Annotated in this window: 19 protein-coding genes; 4 read left to right on the top strand and 15 right to left on the bottom strand. The window is 55.6% G+C overall.

Going from position 1 to position 18,398, the window contains the following annotated elements:
- Positions 1–8: 8 nt before the first annotated feature.
- The 11 genes from H9L05_RS05500 to H9L05_RS05450 all read right to left on the bottom strand — a co-directional run bounded on the left by H9L05_RS05500 (position 9) and on the right by H9L05_RS05450 (position 9,908).
- Entirely contained in the window at positions 9–311 is a 303-nt protein-coding gene (locus H9L05_RS05500) for a DUF4286 family protein (protein WP_187733336.1), read from the bottom strand.
- 58 nt (positions 312–369) lie between these two features.
- Positions 370–819, bottom strand: coding sequence for a DUF6526 family protein (locus H9L05_RS05495; RefSeq protein ID WP_187733335.1), 450 nt, complete (start codon positions 817–819; stop codon positions 370–372).
- Between the two features lie 108 nt (positions 820–927).
- Positions 928–1,329: a hypothetical protein gene (locus H9L05_RS05490; protein ID WP_187733334.1), complete on the bottom strand. Its 402-nt coding sequence runs from the start codon at positions 1,327–1,329 to the stop codon at positions 928–930.
- A 64-nt stretch (positions 1,330–1,393) separates the two neighbouring features.
- The gene (locus tag H9L05_RS05485) at positions 1,394–2,602 is read right to left on the bottom strand and encodes an MFS transporter (protein WP_223284746.1); all 1,209 of its coding nucleotides are present in this window, start codon (positions 2,600–2,602) and stop codon (positions 1,394–1,396) included.
- A 173-nt stretch (positions 2,603–2,775) separates the two neighbouring features.
- A complete protein-coding gene (locus tag H9L05_RS05480) occupies positions 2,776–3,696 on the bottom strand; it encodes a cation diffusion facilitator family transporter (protein ID WP_187733333.1) in 921 nt (306 codons plus the stop codon).
- Positions 3,697–3,714: 18 nt separating this feature from the next.
- Complete coding sequence (locus H9L05_RS05475) at positions 3,715–4,146, bottom strand: TonB-dependent receptor (protein ID WP_187733332.1); 432 nt, start codon at positions 4,144–4,146, stop codon at positions 3,715–3,717.
- Positions 4,125–6,005, bottom strand: coding sequence for a TonB-dependent receptor (locus H9L05_RS05470; RefSeq protein WP_262892687.1), 1,881 nt, complete (start codon positions 6,003–6,005; stop codon positions 4,125–4,127). Before H9L05_RS05470 ends, H9L05_RS05475 begins: the two co-directional genes overlap by 22 nt.
- Positions 6,006–6,442: 437 nt before the next feature.
- Positions 6,443–7,009: a hypothetical protein gene (locus H9L05_RS05465; RefSeq protein WP_187733331.1), complete on the bottom strand. Its 567-nt coding sequence runs from the start codon at positions 7,007–7,009 to the stop codon at positions 6,443–6,445.
- 39 nt (positions 7,010–7,048) lie between these two features.
- Positions 7,049–7,846 carry a TonB-dependent receptor domain-containing protein gene (locus H9L05_RS05460; RefSeq protein ID WP_262892686.1) on the bottom strand — a complete coding sequence of 266 codons (798 nt, stop codon included), beginning with the start codon at positions 7,844–7,846 and terminating at the stop codon, positions 7,049–7,051.
- Between the two features lie 2 nt (positions 7,847–7,848).
- Positions 7,849–9,447 (bottom strand): TonB-dependent receptor, encoded by a 1,599-nt coding sequence (locus H9L05_RS05455; protein ID WP_187733330.1) that lies wholly within the window; start codon positions 9,445–9,447, stop codon positions 7,849–7,851.
- Between the two features lie 125 nt (positions 9,448–9,572).
- Positions 9,573–9,908, bottom strand: a complete 336-nt coding sequence (locus H9L05_RS05450; protein ID WP_187733329.1) for a hypothetical protein — start codon at positions 9,906–9,908, stop codon at positions 9,573–9,575.
- 410 nt (positions 9,909–10,318) lie between these two features.
- On the opposite strand from H9L05_RS05450, the gene H9L05_RS05445 reads away from it, so the two are divergent.
- The gene (locus tag H9L05_RS05445; RefSeq protein WP_187733328.1) at positions 10,319–10,762 is read left to right on the top strand and encodes a hypothetical protein; all 444 of its coding nucleotides are present in this window, start codon (positions 10,319–10,321) and stop codon (positions 10,760–10,762) included.
- Between the two features lie 317 nt (positions 10,763–11,079).
- Here the strand turns inward: H9L05_RS05445 and H9L05_RS24830 are convergent, their stop codons facing one another.
- From H9L05_RS24830 to H9L05_RS05435, 3 genes are read right to left on the bottom strand one after another with little or no spacing between them, the layout of a single operon-like run.
- The gene (locus H9L05_RS24830) at positions 11,080–12,726 is read right to left on the bottom strand and encodes an endo-1,4-beta-xylanase (protein WP_262892629.1); all 1,647 of its coding nucleotides are present in this window, start codon (positions 12,724–12,726) and stop codon (positions 11,080–11,082) included.
- 17 nt (positions 12,727–12,743) lie between these two features.
- The gene (locus H9L05_RS24825) at positions 12,744–13,019 is read right to left on the bottom strand and encodes an endo-1,4-beta-xylanase (protein ID WP_262892685.1); all 276 of its coding nucleotides are present in this window, start codon (positions 13,017–13,019) and stop codon (positions 12,744–12,746) included.
- Complete coding sequence (locus tag H9L05_RS05435; RefSeq protein ID WP_187733327.1) at positions 12,992–13,714, bottom strand: hypothetical protein; 723 nt, start codon at positions 13,712–13,714, stop codon at positions 12,992–12,994. The genes H9L05_RS24825 and H9L05_RS05435 overlap by 28 nt, the downstream gene beginning before the upstream one ends.
- A 463-nt stretch (positions 13,715–14,177) precedes the next feature.
- Here H9L05_RS05435 and htpG point away from each other — a divergent pair, with 463 nt between their 5' ends.
- On the top strand, positions 14,178–16,010 hold the full coding sequence (htpG, locus tag H9L05_RS05430) for a molecular chaperone HtpG (protein WP_187733326.1): 1,833 nt from the start codon (positions 14,178–14,180) through the stop codon (positions 16,008–16,010).
- Between the two features lie 183 nt (positions 16,011–16,193).
- Positions 16,194–17,141, top strand: a complete 948-nt coding sequence (locus tag H9L05_RS05425) for a toxin-antitoxin system YwqK family antitoxin (RefSeq protein ID WP_187733325.1) — start codon at positions 16,194–16,196, stop codon at positions 17,139–17,141.
- A gap of 44 nt (positions 17,142–17,185) precedes the next feature.
- On the opposite strand, the gene H9L05_RS05420 is transcribed toward H9L05_RS05425, so the two are convergent.
- The gene (locus tag H9L05_RS05420) at positions 17,186–17,545 is read right to left on the bottom strand and encodes a YraN family protein (protein WP_187733324.1); all 360 of its coding nucleotides are present in this window, start codon (positions 17,543–17,545) and stop codon (positions 17,186–17,188) included.
- Positions 17,546–17,615: 70 nt separating this feature from the next.
- Here H9L05_RS05420 and lipB point away from each other — a divergent pair, with 70 nt between their 5' ends.
- Positions 17,616–18,395, top strand: a complete 780-nt coding sequence (gene lipB / locus H9L05_RS05415) for a lipoyl(octanoyl) transferase LipB (RefSeq protein ID WP_187733323.1) — start codon at positions 17,616–17,618, stop codon at positions 18,393–18,395.
- The last annotated feature ends 3 nt before the right edge of the window (positions 18,396–18,398 follow it).

Below are 18,398 nucleotides of genomic sequence, written 5' to 3'. Positions count from 1 at the left end.
TTCGCCGCTTATTCCATCACCTCCAGCACCGTGCGGAAGGAAACGTACTGACCCGGAAAGCGGATTTCGAGGTCGGTGCGCAGGCCGGGGGCGGCTACGCGCTGATATTCTTCGAGCTGCTCCAGACTATGGCAGTAGTACTGCGCGGCGTAGGTGATGCCGCCCTCTTCCTCATCAAGGAGGCGGCAAAGCTGACTGCGGATGAAAAAACCAGTGGCCATCACCTCCGGCATATGGGTTTCCTGCATAAAAGTCAGCCATTCGTCCGCTATTTCTGGCTCAATGCTGCTTGTTACGTTGTAAAGAATCATGATGTAAACGGTTGATTGTTAAATGGTCAGGCAGCCATTTGATTGGTGTAAGCTTTCCTCACACCCGCATAGGGTCGAAGTGAAAGTCCTGAATACGAGCCTGAATGGTTTTGGGGGGCAAATTTTCGCTGATTGTAGCCTGCACCAAGCTAGCCAGCTCCGCGTCGCCGGCAAAGCGCAACGACAGAATTTGCTTCAGCGAAAGCCGGTCTTCCAGCGGGCGCAGGCTTTGGCCCGTGACCTCAAAATACCGCTGCCGCACCTCCAGCCGAATCAAGCGGTCTTGCAAAGTAAGGGCATAATGCTGCCGCAGCATGAGCAGAACTCCTGCCCCAATAACGGCGAGGGCCATGAGGGAAAACCAGAGGCGCGAAAGATCTGAGTCGTCGCCAGCAACCTCAGCGTAGCGCCGGCCAGTGTAAAAGGCCATAATAAGGGCAGCCGGAAGCAAAACGAAATGGTGGAGCGGATAATAGCGAGCCGTGTTTTTGGTCGGTAGATTGGCCATTGAAAAAGAGTAAAGCGTGAGTGTGGAAGCATAAAAAACTCCAGCCGGTTGGCTGGAGTTTTAAAAAGATGTAGGCAGTTACCTACGCAACAAAATGGTAAGCGAAAGTTATTGTTTCGCTGCTTTCATGCGCTGTTTTTCAGCTTTGATGCGAAGTTTTTCAGCTTTCAATTCTGCCTGCCGCGCTTTATCGCGCTGCTTCGTGGCTTTCAGATCCAACTCTTGGCCGTCTATCTGCCTTTTTTGGGCCCGACGATTAGCATCCATCTCGTCTTCCTGACGCTCCATTTCTCTCTTCTGCTTGCGCATGTCGTCGCGCTGATTGTCAATTCCGTCGGCAGTCTTCTCGCGTTCCTTGCGCTCTTCCTTCAAAGCCTGTTGATTGGTTTTTAGCGCATCCTGCTGTTGCTGAAGCCGCACTTGAGCAGAATCAACGGTGGTTTGAGCCTGGGCTGTATGGCTCACTAAAGCGATGCCAACCAGGGTAAGAATACTCAGTAACTTTTTCATGATAGGTCGGGCTTGCCGCTGTTTAGCCTGAAACGCTACGGAGCAGCCGAATGTTACCGAATGCTCAGGAAACTTCCAGATAATCAAGGTCTTTGCCGTAGCTCTCGGGCAGCGTGCTCACACTCCAGAAAGCAATCAGCAACGATACCACTCCCAGCACTGCCGCACTCCCGATAAGTCCCAGTGGGCCAGTGAGTAACTGAAACGTGGGGGCGAGGATTATCACAGAGCCGCGGGCGAAGTTGGGAGCCGTAGTAGCTACCGTCGCCCGCAGATTAGTGCCGAACTGTTCAGCCGCCACGGTCACAAACAACGCCCAGAAGCCCACGGATAAGCCCAGCACAAAACACACGGCATAGAAAGTAGTGGTGCTGGCCCCGCGCAAGCCAAACAAATAGGCCGCTACCATAAGCCCGCAGAAAACCAGAAACACCTGAAGCGCACGGTTGCGGCTACGCCAAATCTGACTGAGGCCGCCGCTGGCAAAATCACCGAATACGAGTCCGAAATAACACCAGAACACCGCCAGACCGGCCGTTACTTCGCCCTGCACGCCCAACTCCCGCCCAAACTCCGGGGCCAAGGTTATCAGAATGCCGACTACAAACCACAGAGGCACCCCAATAAGCAGACACTTGATATACTTGACCAGGCGCGGGCCGTTGGTGAATAAGTCTAGAAACCGGCCGCGCACGGCCTCACTGCGCTTGGCCTGCTCAAACATGCCTGATTCATAAACGCTTACGCGCAATAACAGCAAGGCCAGTCCGAGGCCGCCACCGATAAAGTAGGCGTTGCGCCAGCCAAACCGCTCGCCCACCCAGTAAGCCAGCATTGCCCCCGATACGCCCACCGTAGCCACGATCATGGTGCCGTAGCCGCGCTTTTCTTTGGGCAGACTCTCGGCTACCAGCGTGATGCCCGCGCCTAGTTCTCCGGCCAAACCGATGCCTGCAATAAGTCGCAGCCAGGCATACTGATCGATGGTCTGCACGAAGCCGTTGGCAATGTTGGCTAGCGAGTACAAGAGTATAGACCCGAACAGCACCGAAATCCGGCCGCGCTTATCACCCAGCACGCCCCACAAAATGCCCCCCAGCAGCATGCCGCCCATCTGCATATTGATCAGGTAAAGCCCCTGGCTGGTGACGGCCGCCTGATCGGTTACGCCCAGCGCATTCAGGCTTTGCACGCGCACGATGCTGAACAGGATCAGGTCATAAATATCCACGAAGTAGCCCAGAGCCGCCACAATTACCACGGCGCTGAACACGGAAGCGTGTTTCGTTTCGGGGGCAAAATGGGGGCTGGGGCAGCGGGATTGCTCATATACGGAGGGGGTGGGTGGTTTTGGGGAGTACAGGGAGGGTGAAGGTGGAGATTTTTTGGCAAAGAAGCCCCCAGAAGTTCTAAAGCGCTGCTTTGTGCTGGTTGCCGTGCCTGAAGCTATTCCTCGCAGCCGCCGTGGCTTCCTGCTACCGGTACGGTATCCTCTACCTGCACCGTGCAATGGCTGATACCAAACTGAGCCTGTAGCGTGGCTTGCAGCTCCTGCAAGAAGGCGTTGTTGGTGCCGCCGGAGCGTACGACGTGAGCACTAAGCGCGGTATCGCGGGTGCTCAGGGGCCACACGTGCAGATCATGGACTTGCGTAACGCCGGGGCGCGCCAGCAAAAACTGACGCACAGCGGCTATATCAATACCCGGCGGTACGGCGTGCAGGCTGAGCTGCACGGTTTCGCGCAGCAGCCCCCACGAGCTGTACGCAATCAGGCCCAGAATACCGAAGCTTATCAGCGCATCGAGTCGCAGCCACCCCGTCCAGAGTACGAGCCCGCCCCCAACTACCACGCCCGCCGATACCAGTGCGTCGGTGAGCATGTGCAGGTAGGCGCCGCGCACGTTTACATCGCCCTGCTGCCCCCGCCGAAACAGCCAAGCCGTGAAGCCATTGACCAGAATACCGATTCCCGCCAGCAGCATCACGATGCGGCCATTAACAGGGGCAGGGTGAAGCAGGTGGTCGATGGCATCCCAGAGAATAATGCCAAGCGCCGCGTACAGCAGGGCAGCATTCAGCAACGCAGCCTGAATAGTGGCACTTTTTAGCCCATAAGTATACCTTTCGGAAGCTGGCTGACGAGCCAAACGAGTAGCGCCCCAAGCCAGCGCCAAACTCAGTACATCGCTCAGATTATGGCCTGCGTCGGAAAGCAAGGCCGATGAATTAGCCCATAGCCCGCCCGCCGCCTCCGCCACCACAAAAACCATATTCAGCCCGATGCCCACGGCAAATGCCTGCCCATAGTCGCCCTCTGCGGGGCCGTGATGATGGTGGTCGTGACCGTGGTGGTGAGCGTGCGCCATGGTTTCGTATAGCTGTTTCTACTTAAACACCAGCGGCACCAGCAGCTTCAGGCTCACATTTTGGCCCATATTAAATACGCCGCTGCGGCCATTCGTAGGATTGAAGGCCGCATACTTCAGCCGGCTCAAATGGCTTTGATAGCCAACGTCGAAGAGGTTGGTGCCCGTTAAGTAGATAGAAAACAGCGTTTTGGCCTGCGAGTTCACCACATCGGCTCCAATGCCAGCGTTAACCAGCGTGTAGCCCGGCGTGCGGGTTTCGGTGCCGAAAGCGGAGAAAAAGCGATTTTGGGCGAACGTGTGCTCAATACCGGCGCGGGCATACAAGTTCGCCAAGTGAGTGCCCGCTTTGTTGAAGTTGACGCGCAACTCCGATTGGAGCCGATCGGCAGGGATGAAGGGCAGGTAGCGCAGGCTGTCGGGCTGGTTTAGCTCTTGGGCGCGCACCATCGAGAAGCTGTTCTCGAAGTGCAGCCAGTCGAGCGGGTGAGGGTGAATATCGATGGTGATTTCGCCCCCAACAGGCGGGCGTCGCCCTGACCGTACACGAAAACAGGGTCGCCGTCAGCAGAAAGCGAATCGGTGCCAGCTGTGCTGGGCAGGCGGCGGGGGAAGATGTAGTTCTGGATCTGGTTGCGGAAGGCGTCGATTCGCAGGCCCACGTGCTCGGTTTCGTAACTGGCGCCCGCGTCGAGCTGAAAGCTGGTTTCGGCCTTCAGTGCCGGGTTTCCAATTTCGTAGCGAATAGTGCCCTCATGAATGCCGTTGGAGCCTAGCTCCGCAATATTGGGCGCCCGGAAGCCGCGGGCGACGTTCGCTTTCAGCACGAGCTTTTCGGAAGCCTCAAAAGAGCCCCCCACGCTGCCCGATACGTTCCGGAAAGTGCTCACGAAGCCCGGAAACTTCATTTCTCCCCTTGGTGCAGGCACGGGCTGTTCGTCCTCATCAAGGAAAAGATTATCGGCCTCAATGCGGCGCCAATCGTAGCGCAGGCCGCCGCTCAGGTCGAGCTTGCCGAAGGTTTTCTTGCTGACGGCAAATGCGCCGGCGTCATAGAGCTGATAAGCCGGAATCAGGAATTCGACGCCCTTGTTCACGTTTTCCTGCCGCATTCCGCTGGTGCCAATGGTGGTGTTCCAGCCGTTTATTTCGGGCAAAAAGTAGCGCAAACTGTAGTCCACGGTGCGGAGCTGAAAAAACAGCGACTCCTCGTAGTAGTCGGCGGGATTGCCAAACTCGCGGCGCAGGTTTTGCTGCCAGCCCACATTTAAGGTAAGGCGGCTGCGGTCGAGAATAAAATTGTTTTCAGTACCGATGCGCAAGTGGTTGATCTGCTGGCGCGGCACGTGCAGGGTGTAGGTACGCAGGGCGTCCTCACTCTGGGGTTCACCAATTATTTCCCCAAAATTGCCCCCCACAACTGGTTTTAGGAACCGACCCGTTATGGTATCCCGGTCGCCTTCTACCAGGCCTACAATCTGATTGAAGGTGCTGAGCGTGAGGTGCGAATAGCCCCAGCTTTTATTCAGACCGATGTAGCCGTTGCCATTCAGCTCCCGGAAGCCCGAGTTGAACACGCGCCCATCATACGGGTTGCGGTAGTTGCTGGCTACTTTGCCGCTATTGCGGGCCATCCAGTTCAGGCCGTTCAGGTTGCCGGCGTTCATCACGGAGTAGCCCAATAAGTTGTTATTGGTCTGATAGTTAGTGGCCACTGAGCCGATGATTTTGCCCTCTTCCACGGGGTCGGGGGCCACAAAATTGACGACGCCGGCCAGGCCATCGGAGCCGTAGAGCAGGCTGCCGGGACCCTTGATAACCTCGGCCCGGTCGATGCCGGCTTCGTCTATCTCAATGCCGTGCTCGTCGCCCCACTGCTGGCCTTCCTGGCGGGCGCCATTGTTCAATGTTATCACCCGATTGGCCCCCAGACCCCGAATAATGGGTTTGCTGATGCCTACGCCAGTCGTGATTTGGGAGAGGCCAGGCGTGTGGGCTATGGCATCAATCACGTTGGTGGCTGCCGCCTGATTTAGCTGGCTGCGGTTCACGACGGTAGTTGGAATGGGCGAGCGGCGCATTTCTGTGCTCGCTGATACGCCCGTAACTACCACCTGCCCAATTTCAGTAGCCGCCGGAACAAGCGCAATGTCAAGCGGCTGACCAGCGCCGGTATCCACGGTGCGCACCACGGTGGTATAGCCTAAGCTGCGCACCTGCATCAAAAAACGCCCTTTGGGTAGGTTCGTGAAGCGAAAAGCGCCATCGGTACTTGTTGCCGTAACTCTTCGCAGGTCGGGAAAGAGGATGGTGGCCGATGGCAGCGGCTCGCCGGTGGCCTGATCGACTACGCGCCCTACGATAGGCGCGGCAAGCGCTCGGCTGGCAGATGAGGCCGCAGGAGAAGATGGTTTTTGAGCAAAAATGCCCCCGACAGCAGCAATAGCCCAGCGGTCAGAATGATACGCGTCATAAAAATGGATTCAGAAAGCAAAATAACACGAAGCTTCCGCTTGGCGAGCCGTGGGGAGTAGGGAACCGTACGCGAACTTTTATTTTGTGTCTCGTTCCGGTCGTTTTTTACGCTACATCGCGCCGCAAATGATTGCTAGATTGGAGCCTGGGACTACAAAAGAAAACACCGATCAATGACCGGTGTCTTCCCCAGATTCTCCAAAACCAAACCAGGAGAAAATAGTGGGAGGCCGTTTGCAGCCGGCTTCCCTTCCCTACGCCTGAAACTCCTTTAGCGCACGGCGGTAGGGAAACTTACTTCCACATCGGTATCGCCGGGCGTGGGGGTGCCATCCTTGCCTTCGGGCTGATGACGCAATACCACGCGCAGACTGCCGGTGGTGCCGGTGGCGTTGGCAGCGCCTGTCACTACTTGCGTTTGGAGCCCGATCGGTAAGTTTTTGGCGTCGCGGTCGGTGATGGTAACCGTCACGTTGGTGCCAGTGGGCGTGAACACGAAGAGGTGCTCGTCGCTCTCGTCCTGAATCTCGGAAGTGATGTCCTCAGCAGGGCTTTTTGTTTCGTCCAATAAGGTCAGGCGGCCAGTGTAGGTAGTATTGGGCGCTAATGTCAGGTTGCCGATGGTGGGGGCAGTGCCACCGTCGCCGTCTGGGTCGCGGTATTCCACCGTCACGGGCGCGCTGGTGCCGGTAGTAGGAGTCAGCACGTAGCGCACGGTCGTGATTTGCTCGTTGCTTTCGTCCGGCGTTGGGCCGTCGCTGTCGTCGTCGCAGGAAACAAAGAAAGGTGCCGCCACAAGTAGGCCGATCAGCGATTTATTAAACAAATTGTTTTTCATGAACCAAGATTTTAAAAGGGTTGAAGTGAGTTTAAAATTTTAGAATTGGGCCTCAGGGGGCTTTTTGTTGAAATCCAGTGGCACCCGCAGGCGCAGCGTCACGTTGCGACCCATCTCGGCGGTGAAATAGCGGAAGCGGTTAAGGTAGTCGCGGTAGGTTTGGTTGAGGAGGTTGGAACCGGCCAGGCTCACATCCAGCGGTAAGTCGCCGAGTTGCACCGTCGTCCCGATTTCGGCCCCCAGCAGCACGTAGCCGGCGGGCGGCAGTGCGTAGTCAAGCACTTCGGTGGGCACGCGAGTCTGGCGGGCCACGCCGTAAGCACCAACCTGGACGTAGCGTTGGCTGAAGCGGCTGCCCGTCTGCGGGCGCCAGTCGTGGCGTAGACTTAACTCGGCCCGGTCGGCGGGGGTGAAGATGAGGTAGTCATCGAGGCGCTGGTCGCGGGCCCGCACTACGGCGGCTTTGCCAGCCAACTGCCACTGCGGCGTAAGGGCATAAGTACCCGACAGATCCGCGCCCCGATACAGCGCATCAGTCTGCTGAAACAAGAACGTAGCCACCACGCCCCGAATATTGAGCGGAGGCGGCAGCACCGGCACCTGGTAGATGTAGTTCTGAATGTAGGTCTGGTACACGCTCACCTCGCCGTTGAAGCGGGGGTTATTGTGCCAGGTAGCTGTTAGGCCGGTGTGCCAGGCCGTTTCGGGGCCCAGGGGCGGTACTCCGCTGGGTCGATCTACGTCGTAGCCGATATCAAAGCGGCCGTTGTGCACGCCGTTGCTGAAGCGCTCATTAGCAGCCGGGGCCCGGCGCGTGAGGCTGCCGGTGGCGCTCAGCGTCAGGTGCGGATCGGCCTCAAAAATGCCCCCAGCGAGGCCGCCGGCGTCGTGTACTGAAATTGGTCGGTGGCCACGTAGAAATTGCCGGAGTTGCCAATGGCCCGTTGGGTTTCCAGATCGCGGCGGTCGAGGCGCAGGCCTGCTTCGAGCTGCCATTGCTTGTGGCGCCAGCGCTCAATCAGAAAAATGCCCCCCACCTTATTGGTATAGAAGGGAATGAAGGGCCGCCCATCGTAGCGGTTGCTTTGATACGTGCCGCTCAGGCCCACGCTGCCCGTAAGATTGCCGAGCGGTTTATGCTCCCAGACTAGGTCGGCGGTGGTGGTCCGGTTGGTATAGCTCAGCTCGGGACGGTCGAGGCGGGCGCGGTTGTCGTTGCGCGGGCGGTAGCGGTCATACTCGTCGCGCACGTCGGTCTGGTGGGCCAGCGTAGTGGTGAGGCGGCCCGCCGTGCCCGTGCGTACAAAGCCCGAGAGCTTGAGCAAATCGTGGCGCACCTGCTGGTAAGGTCGCTCGATGTCGTAGGAGAAATCCTGCGGTACCAACGGGCGCCCTCGCCCCACGGCCGTGTCAAAGTCGCCTTGATTACCCAGGTGAGAATCCGGCAAAATACCCAGCTTGGTATTGAACTGGCTGACGAACACCTCGGCACCGTAAGTGGCTTTGCGCCAGCCCACGGCCCCCGAAAAGTCGTATTCCGCGAAAGCCGAATTCGGGATAACATACTCGGGGGCACGCGCCGTGCCGGCCCGTTTGGCTGTGCCCTGCACCCGCCAGCTTAGGGCCGGCAGCCGGTGCGCGTTGCCTTCCACCATCCCTGAAATGGCTCCCATGCCGTTGTTGCTCATACCCAACAGGTGCAGTTCAGCGCCCGTGCCCGCGGAGTCGCGCAGGGGCTTGGGCTGCACCAGCACCACGCCCCCAATGGCATCGGAGCCGTAGCGCACGCTGGCCGCGCCCTTCACTACCGTGAGCTGGGAAGCAATAAACGGGTCAATTTCAGGGCCGTGCTCCTGGCCCCACTGCTGCCCTTCCTGCCGTACGCCGTTGTTGAGAATCGTCACGCGGTTGGAGTGCAGGCCATGAATCAGGGGCTTGAAAATGCTGGGTCCGGTTTGAATGGCCGTCACGCCGCTTACTTTTTGCAACGCTTCGCCCAGACTTTGCCCGCGCGTTTGCTGTAGTTCGCGGCCCGTGATGGTGCCCGTAGCCTGGGGCAGCTGCTCGGCCACGCGAGTACCCTGTACCAGTGCCCCGCGTAAAGCCACAGCCGACGGATGCAGCTTAAAATCTCGAATTACAGCCCCGTTCACCCGCACTTCCAGCGTTTCGGGCTCGTAGCCCAAAAAGCTGACTTGCAGACGATAAACGCCGGGACAAACGTGCAGATGGTAGTTGCCGCTGGCATCGGAAGCCACCACGTCTTCGGTATCGAGCAGGCGGACGGTGGCACCGGGTAGAGGTTGGCGCGACTCATGGTCGGTCAGGCGGCCGCTCAAGGAAAGCATGCAGCCGGATTGCGCCCACACAGTCTGCGGGCCACTGAGTAGCCACAGCAGCGCCAGCAGCCGGAAGCGGCTTGGCAGTAGAAAAAACATAAAAAGGGAAACCGGGATGAACTGAACCGGCAGCCGCGCCCCTACCAGATCGCGTGGCGGGAAAATGCAGGGGCAGATTTGCCCCTGGGGGGCAAATTCATCGGAAATGCGGCTGGAAAAAGGGGTTAAGCTCGGCTGGGCGGCCCGCGCAGCCGGGCCACCTCTACACTACGGTGCGCCTCAGCCAAAATGCCCCCCACAGCCTCCGTATGGGCATAGAATACCACGAATGGCAATTCCAGCGGCGCTGGTGCCTGGAAGGGGATGTGGTAGAAATGATCGACCTGGCAGTGCTGGTGCTGAACCGTCAGCAGGGCTTTGGCCTGCGACTTATCAAGGCGGGTGGCCTGCGCCGATTCCTCCAGCGTGTGCTCGTGTTGGTGCAGCGCCAGTATCCACGCGTCGGGCAGTAGCACCCGCGTAAAGCAGAGCAGGAGCAGGAGAGCCAGACGGGAACGCAAAGTCCGCATTTGCAACAATGTGTCAGAAACAGGTAGGCAAAAGTACGTGGAAAATGGTAAGTAGTTGATAAACCACTCGATTAACTATTTGCAGACAGTTAAAAGATGTCTGAAATGAATGATAAGCATAGCGCTTACCACAAAAATTATGAGGCTATATGATGAACCGATCTGAATTTATATTCTCCTCTGTTTTTTAGACGAATTAAAGATACCGACTATATAATATTTGTCTGGATATAGAAGAAACTATTATCTTGTTTGAATTCATGAATTATATATTCTGACCTTAATACATAAATTAATAAGCCATTACGCTGCTAAGCGCAAATTACTGGCAAGCAATTCGCTACTTATAGTCGTTGCTTTGCTTTTAGCATTTTAAAAAGCCTCTGGCTTTTACTTTCAAGATGATACTTGCTCAAATCGATTGTCTGCGGGTGCAGTACGATGAATCATTATGCCTGCTGCGCTACCAATGGTGCGGTGGCAGCCCGTTGCACAGCTTTGCTCAGGCCATGAACTACTTAGCTGAGTTGGTGCAAACTCACCAGATCAAGCGGGTGCTCGTGGACATGAACGGATTGCCCGACTTGAGTATGAAAGAGCAGATTTGGGTGGGCGTTAGTTGGTTTCCGAGAATAGCGGCTCATTCAGTGCAACAGGTAGCTGTAGTAGTGCCTGCGGCAGCCACTTACAACCAGATGGTAGTGGAGAGTTTGCTGGGGCTTGGCCATCATATTACCCGCTTCGATGTGCAGTTTTTTGCCGACCCAAGCTCGGCCCTAGATTGGTTAACCAACTCGCCCATCCATATGCTGGCGTTGATGGCTGAATGGCAATCGGCCTCCTAAAAAGCCCCCAGCTACCTACACAACAAAAGCATAATCTGGCGGCAACATTCAGGGCACAACAACTGCCGACCTTTGTAGTATAAAGACATATAAACCACCCACTTACCACCCACACTATGAAAACACTGTCCGCACGACTACTGCGCCGCGTTGTGGCTGCCTTACGTCCCGCTTCCAAAAAACCAGCCCCAGGTAGCGCGGATGCACTATTTGTATAGCTGATTCGTCATTGGCATGTTGCAAATCTGGAGAATATAAAAAAGGGCGGCTGAATTCAGCCGCCCTTTTTACTGTGCTACGATGTCAGAAGTCAGCAATTATTTTACAATCATCAACCGTATGGTTTCCACTTTACCATTGGTGAGCAGGCGGCCGGTATAGACGCCTTCGGGCAAAGAGCTGCCGTCCAATGAAATCTCGTATTCTCTGCCAGCCTCGGCTGGGCCGTTGAAAGGAGTGGCCACAAGCTGCCCAAACGGATTGTACACTTGCAGCTGCGCCTGCCCCGATTCGGTGGAGCGGAAGCGCAGGGTGGTACGCCCACTGAATGGATTGGGGTAAGCTTCAAACAAGCGAATGAGCTTTTCTGCTACTGACGTCAGATCGGTATTCGTACCAACACTACAATCACCAAGCCTCACCAGACCTTTGGAGTACGTTAACAGGGCAGGAACAGCATTTTTAGCCACGCAAACTACCTTGCCATTGAGGCATACCAGCACTTTTGCAGCGTTTGGATTATTGCTGCATCGTACATCCAGCACCGTTATCGTCACCTGCTGCGTCGCCGTGCATCCCGATTCGTTGGTGATAGTTACAACGAACGTGTAAACGCCGGCCGTTGAAGCCGTGAATACGGGGTTGGCGATGGTGGTGCTGCTCAGGCCAGCCGGTCCGCTCCAACTGTAGCTCACACCACCAGCAGCCGTGAGTGTCACGCTCTGCGGGCCGTAGCCCAGGTAAATATTGGTGGGCACGCCGCCCGTGTAGGTATTATTGGCTGGCGTCACGACCAGTTCCGGGGCCGTAAACACCGGATTGATGGTCAGATTCGTGCGGTTAGCGTTGCCCAGTACGCTGGGGTTGCTGCTCGTCACCCTGATGCGGTAGCGCGTGCCTTCGGGCGTGTTAGCCGGAATAGTAGCCGCCACAGCGTAGCTGCCCGCCGCTGAGGCTGTAACCGAACCAATAGCCGTGGGGTTAGCAAAGCTGCCGGTAGCATCAGAAAGCTCCGCTGTAAACGCCTGGTTAGCCGCGACTACGCCCGCAACGCTGAACGGCACCGACAGCGTGCTGCCCCCGCAGAAAGTAGTGGCAGACAGGGTTGTAGCCGTGGTAATAGTGGATAAGCTGGTGCTTTGCACATACTGCCGCAGCCACTTCAGGGCTGGCCGCTCGGCGCCATTCTCAAAGGCAATGTACGCGCCCTGAGCTGTGCGCCAATGCCCCGGCCGGTAGCCCCAAAGCGTGATGCCCTTCACGGCGGGATGCTCATAGAATAATGGAAACACGCGCTGGTATTCAGCCAGCTGCACGTCATCCTGAAGGCCATCCACATCAAACTCCGTAACATACAGCGGCAGCCCCGTGGTAGCCAGTAAGTTAAGGTTGCTTACTTGCGTGGCCACCGGAATTCCGCGAGTGGAGAAAGCGTGGCCCTGAATACCAATCGCATCAATAAGGCTTTGCTGCTTGAGCAGATTAATAATGCCCAGGTAGCGCTGAGTATTGCTGGTCACATTCACTACGCTGTAATCATTGATCATCAGCGGTGTATTGGGGAAATATTCGCGGGCCAGCTTAAAGGAGTTAATTACCCAATCCCAGCCGGTAGCGCCATTGCCGCCCAAAGCCTCAATGTAGTTGCCGCTGCCCTGATCGGTGGGGCTGCGCTTCAGGGGCGGGTCGTTGGTGGGCTCGTTTACTACTTCTAGGAAGGCAATATCGGGGTAGCGCTGTGCCACGGCCGCAAACCACTCCTTTATTTCCTCCAGCTGCTCGGCGGGGGCAAATTTTCAATCCAGGCAGGCTGTTGGTTGCCCCACACCAGCACGTGCATCCGAAACGGTACATTCTGGCTCTTGGCTTGGTTGTAGGCCAAGTCGAGGCCCGTCCAGTTCATCACGTCCCGCGTGGCTTCCACGCTGCCCCATTTGCCGTCGTTCTCCGACACCACTTGGTTCCAGTATTTGTCGAAATTAACTCCCTGAGAATTGCTGAGCGCTCCACCTACAAACTTCGGTTTGCCGGTAGCAATCGGGGGCCGGGCGGCACAAAAGGCGGCGGTGGGGGCGTAGTAGAGCCCTGCTGCCCATTATCCAGGTTGCCAACCGTGAAAAACACGCCCGAGGCGCCAAATACAAACTTGTCGATGTCGAGCCCGTTTTCCCGGCTACCAATTTCAAACGTTTGAGTTAAGTTTCCCGCTGGCACCGTGAACGTGCCGCCCCCGAAGGCCGACATTCGGAACCATCTCCACGTGTTGTTGGCTCCTCCAGGACCGCCGGCAGATACAATATCTGAGATGGTGGTGTAGCCGCCGCCAGCCAGGCCGTTGGCAACTACCCAGCGGCTAGCATCTGCGGCGGGGCGTGTGCCAAAGGAATTTGGCAGGTAGTAGCTGTCATCATCAAAGCCCCCCGAACCTACGCGTGCTCGGGCATACAGGTCATAAACGCCGGGGCCGGGAAACGTAACCGTGTAAGAAACCACCCGGCTGTCGGCGTTGGGGCTGGAGGCTCCGTTGTTTGAGTCCCGAACAAGGTCGCCTGCTACCCGAACGAAGCCCGTGCCTGTACTTGCTTCTGTTAGAAAAGTAATAGCAGGCGGCGTAGCAGGTTGCCGCACTACGCCCGTCTCGGCCTGGAGCACAACGGGAGCGTTCTGGCCGTGCAGGGCTAAACTGCTAAAGAGTAGCCCGATGAGAAAAAGTAAGGGTCTGGGTGTCATCATGCGTTTGTGGTATTGTAGATGGATAAATAGAATTGTGCTATTAGTTAAGTCTGGTTTTAACTAATATTTCTCCTAAGTTATCCTTCAAGTACAACTCCGCAAACGATTAAGTAACCTGCATTTGACTATAGACTATGCAAGCGTTTGTGATAGGAAAGTGCAATCGGTTGTGATAGGTGAAGTCTGCTAAAACAACAAAATTTTGTTGCCGACCAGCCAGATGAAGCGCGGCTATAGATAGCAAATACGCACACCGCTTGCTGCCGAAACAAGCTGCTTGCAAAGTCAAACTACATCGTCACATGCTGTAAAATACTCAAGGCCTGGTGAATGAATGAGTGTCAAACTGGCAGCTACGAGCAGCGTGGAACAGGTTTTGAAAACCGCTGCATCAGGAAAGCTGGTTCGCTGTAGCCTGCAATTCTGTCCACTTTTCATTTCACGAATCCATTTTTAAGGCGCTATGCAAGAGACAGGTAGTATCTCGATTCACACGGAGAACATCTTCCCCATTATTAAGAAGTTTCTCTACTCCGACCACGAGATCTTTTTGCGCGAATTGGTATCCAACGCCGTGGACGCCACTCAGAAACTGAAAAGCCTGGCACAACTAGGCGAGTTCAAAGGCGAACTGGGCGAGTTGAAAGTGCGCGTAACCCTAGACAAAGAGGCGCGCAAAATCACCATCTCAGACCGTGGCCTCGGCATGACGGGCGAGGAAATCAAGAAGTACATCAACCAGATTGCTTTTTCCGGTGCCACCGAGTTTGTAGAAAAATACAAAGAGAAAGATGCCGCCACCAAAGACCAGATTATCGGTCAGTTTGGTCTGGGTTTCTACTCGGCTTTCATGGTAGCCGACCAGGTTGAGATCTTCTCTCAGTCGTATAAAGAGGGTACGGAAGGCGCGCATTGGACCTGCGACGGCAGCACAGAGTTTACCCTCGAAACCACCGAAAAAGCTGAGCGCGGCACCGACGTAGTGCTGCACGTAGCCGCCGATTCCGACGAGTTTTTGGAGGAAGCCCGCCTGCGTACCATCCTGACGAAGTATTGCAAGTTCCTGCCCATCGAGATTGAGTTCGAGGGCACCGTAATTAACCAGACCCAGCCTATCTGGACCAAGCAGCCGGCTGAGCTGACTGATGAAGATTATACCAAGTTCTATCAGGAATTGTACCCCTTCTCAGAGGCGCCGCTGTTCTGGATTCACCTTAATGTAGACTATCCCTTCAACCTGACGGGTATTCTTTACTTCCCAAAGGTGAAGGACGAGCTGCAATTTCAGCGCAACAAAATTCAGCTGTACTCGCGTCAGGTATTTATTACCGACGAGGTAAAAGACGTGGTGCCCGAGTTCCTGATGCTGCTGCACGGCGTAATCGACTCGCCGGATATTCCCCTGAACGTGTCGCGCAGCTTCCTGCAAGCCGACGCGGCGGTGCGCAAAATCAACACCTATATCACCAAAAAAGTAGCCGATAAGCTGGGTGAGCTATTCCGGAAAGACCGCACTGGCTACGAGCAAAAGTGGTCGGATATCGGCCTGTTTGTGAAGTACGGCATGCTGTCGGACGAGAAGTTCTATGAGAAGGCTAAGGATTTTGTGCTGGTGCAGAACGTGGGGGGCAAATTCTTCACCCTCAATGAGTATCAAGAGTCGGTGCAGGCCAATCAGAAGGACAAGAACGAGCAGCTCGTGATTCTGTACACTACCGATGCGGAAGCCCAACACGGCTACGTGGTGGCCGCTCAGGATCGGGGCTACGATGTGTTGCAACTGGAAGCTGTGCTCGACTCTCATTTCATTGGTCAGCTAGAGCAGAAACTCGAAAAAACCACGTTTAAGCGCGTGGATGCTGATACCATCGGTAAGCTCATCGAGAAGGATGAAACGACTGCAAGCGTGCTCAGCGACGACGACAAAACCCGCTTGCAGGAGCTGTTCGCCAAAGCCATCAGCAACGAGCAGATGCATGTGCAGGTAGACGCTTTGTCGCCGCAGGAAGCGCCCGTAATCATTACAATGCCTGAGTTTATGCGCCGCATGAAGGATATGCAGCGCACGGGCGGTGGAGGCGGAATGGCCATGTTCGGCTCGTTGCCGGATAGCTATACCGTGAGCGTAAACGCCAACCACGCCATTACGCAGCGGGTATTGCAGGCCGACGAAGAGTCTGCTCTCAAACTGGCGCGTCAGTCATTCGATTTGGCTTTGCTATCACAGAATATGTTGAAGGGCGAAGCGCTAACTGCCTTTATAAAGCTCAGCACCCATTTATTATCTGCCGAGTAGTACTAAATAGTACACGTAGTTTTAAGTAGTACAAAACCCGTTGACTCTCTAGTCAGCGGGTTTTGTTTTTAGTGAGGCTCAATATTCTAATCTTCTTTCAGGCAGCTTTGGGGGCAAATTTAAGCCGGGCACCAAATCAGGTTATATTTACGTTCGAGGCTTTGAATATTGCCTGTTTAATCGATGCGCTTCTTTCGCTTTACACTTGTTCTGCTGGTTTTGCTTGGGTTGGCTACCGGTGCCTGCACTCGCAAAACGGTTTCATTTAACAGCAAAGCCGATGACCCGGCTCTAAGTGCCCTCTCTGATTCGCTCGTTCAGAATAGCGACACGACTGGTGGCAAGATCACGCGGAAGGTAATACTTAGCAAAGAAGAGGCACGTGCAGCCCGGGCAAAGGAAAAAGCCGCCGAGCGCAAGCCAAAAAAGAAGAAGAATATCTTTCTCGGGGAGCCGATTAAGAAAGCCTACGTGAAGTCGGGAGCAAAGGGGCGCAACCAGATTACGGAGCAGTTTTATTACATGCGCACTCCCAAACCCACTGATCCGTATGTTCCCACGCGCTATTATTTCGATGCGCGTAAAGGCCGGATTGTGCAGGACAGAGCTGGCGTAGATCCCGGCGACAATAAAGTGCTACACGGGCCATACAAGAAAATGCAGGGTGGCAAGATAGTGGAGACGGGCTACTTTGCCATAGGAGCCAAGCACCTGCGCTGGGAGCGTTTCAATCGGGAAGGTATTCTGCTCAGCAAGATTCACTACGAGAAAGGATTCCCGCGCGACGCTGAAATTACGTATTACGATGCTGAGCGCACAAAAATCAAGGAGATAATTCCTTATAACAACGGAAAGCTAGAGGGCGAATACGCCCGTTTTCTGGAGAATGGTCAGAAGGACTGGGATGGCCAGTTTGAGAACGGGAAGAAAGTAGGGGAGTGGGCCAAGTATTGGGGCTTCCGCAACCGGCGGCACTACGAGTATCAGTACGGCGAAACGGGCTACGACCCGGAGGTAAAGGAGCCGGTGCTTTATAAGGAGTATAATCGCAACGGGGTGCTGGTGTACGAGAAAGATAAGCTCGACAAGCGTGATGCCGTTACGGATCGGCCGGGTTCGAGGCGTAATTAAGCGGCTCGGTTTACGGACGCACTACACTATCTATATAGTGTAGATCAATAAAAAGCATCCTCGAAATGCTCAATGCGAAAGCCATCGGCAAGCTGAGTGAGCGCCAGAATATCGAAACGGATATCGCCGCGCCAATCTACTTCCTCCTGATACTGATCAGCAGCCAGGCGAAAAAGCTGGCGCTTGCGCTCCGTCACGAATTCCTCGGGGTGGCCGTAGCGACTGGATGAGCGCGCCTTCACTTCCACAAAAACCAGGAGCGCATCGCCCCGCTGCACGATAAGATCTACCTCGGCGCGCCGGTGGCGGTAGTTGCGGCAGGCAACAGTGTAGCCTTTAGTTAGGAAAAAATCGGCGGCGGCCGCTTCGCCGGCGTGGCCGAGCAGGTGGCCGGAGCCAGGCATAGCAGGAGGATTGCGGGTTGGGTTTGGCGCTTAATATAGTACCTTTGTGCCTTTATTTGAGCGTTTACTGATGAATACGAATCCTATTGCGGCAACGACGGCTGAACTTTTCCCTGCGGCACCTGCTGGGGGGCAAAATCGGCGCGTTATCGTAGAACGGCTTGGGCTGACTGAGTATGCCTCTGCCTGGGATTATCAGGAACAATTGCTGGCGGCTACGGTAGCCATCAAAACGCAGAACCGGCAGGCCGCGGAAGCAAATTTGCCCCCCGCGCCTACTCCCAACTACCTGCTGCTCTGCCAGCACCCTCACGTGTACACGCTGGGTAAAAGCGGTAAAGTAGAAAACCTGTTGTTGAGCGAGTCGGAGCTGGCCATGCATGGGGCAACCTTCCATCTCATTAATCGGGGCGGCGATATCACCTATCATGGCCCCGGCCAACTGGTAGGCTATCCGATTCTCGACCTCGATAATTTCTTTACCGATATTCACCGTTACCTACGCGTATTGGAAGAGGCCATTATCCGTACGCTGGCTGACTATGGGCTAACCGCCGGCCGCATTGCAGGCCTAACGGGAGTGTGGCTCGACTACGAAGAAAATGCCCCCCAGCCGCGCAAAATCTGCGCAATGGGGGTGAAGTGCAGCCGTTGGGTAACTATGCACGGCTTCGCGCTTAACGTAAATACCGACCTCACGTATTTCGGCCATATTGTGCCCTGCGGCATCACTGACAAAGCTGTTACCTCTTTACAGCAGGAACTCGGCTACGCAGTGCCGATCAGCGAGGTAGAAAACCGTTTGCTTCCTCACCTGGCCGCTTTACTGGAGGCTGAGCTACTTGTTTGATTA

The organism is Hymenobacter qilianensis (genome assembly GCF_014489555.1).
GTDB lineage: Bacteria > Bacteroidota > Bacteroidia > Cytophagales > Hymenobacteraceae > Hymenobacter > Hymenobacter qilianensis.
Note: the sequence above shows the minus strand (reverse complement) of the source record. Positions and strands in the feature narration are given on the sequence as shown.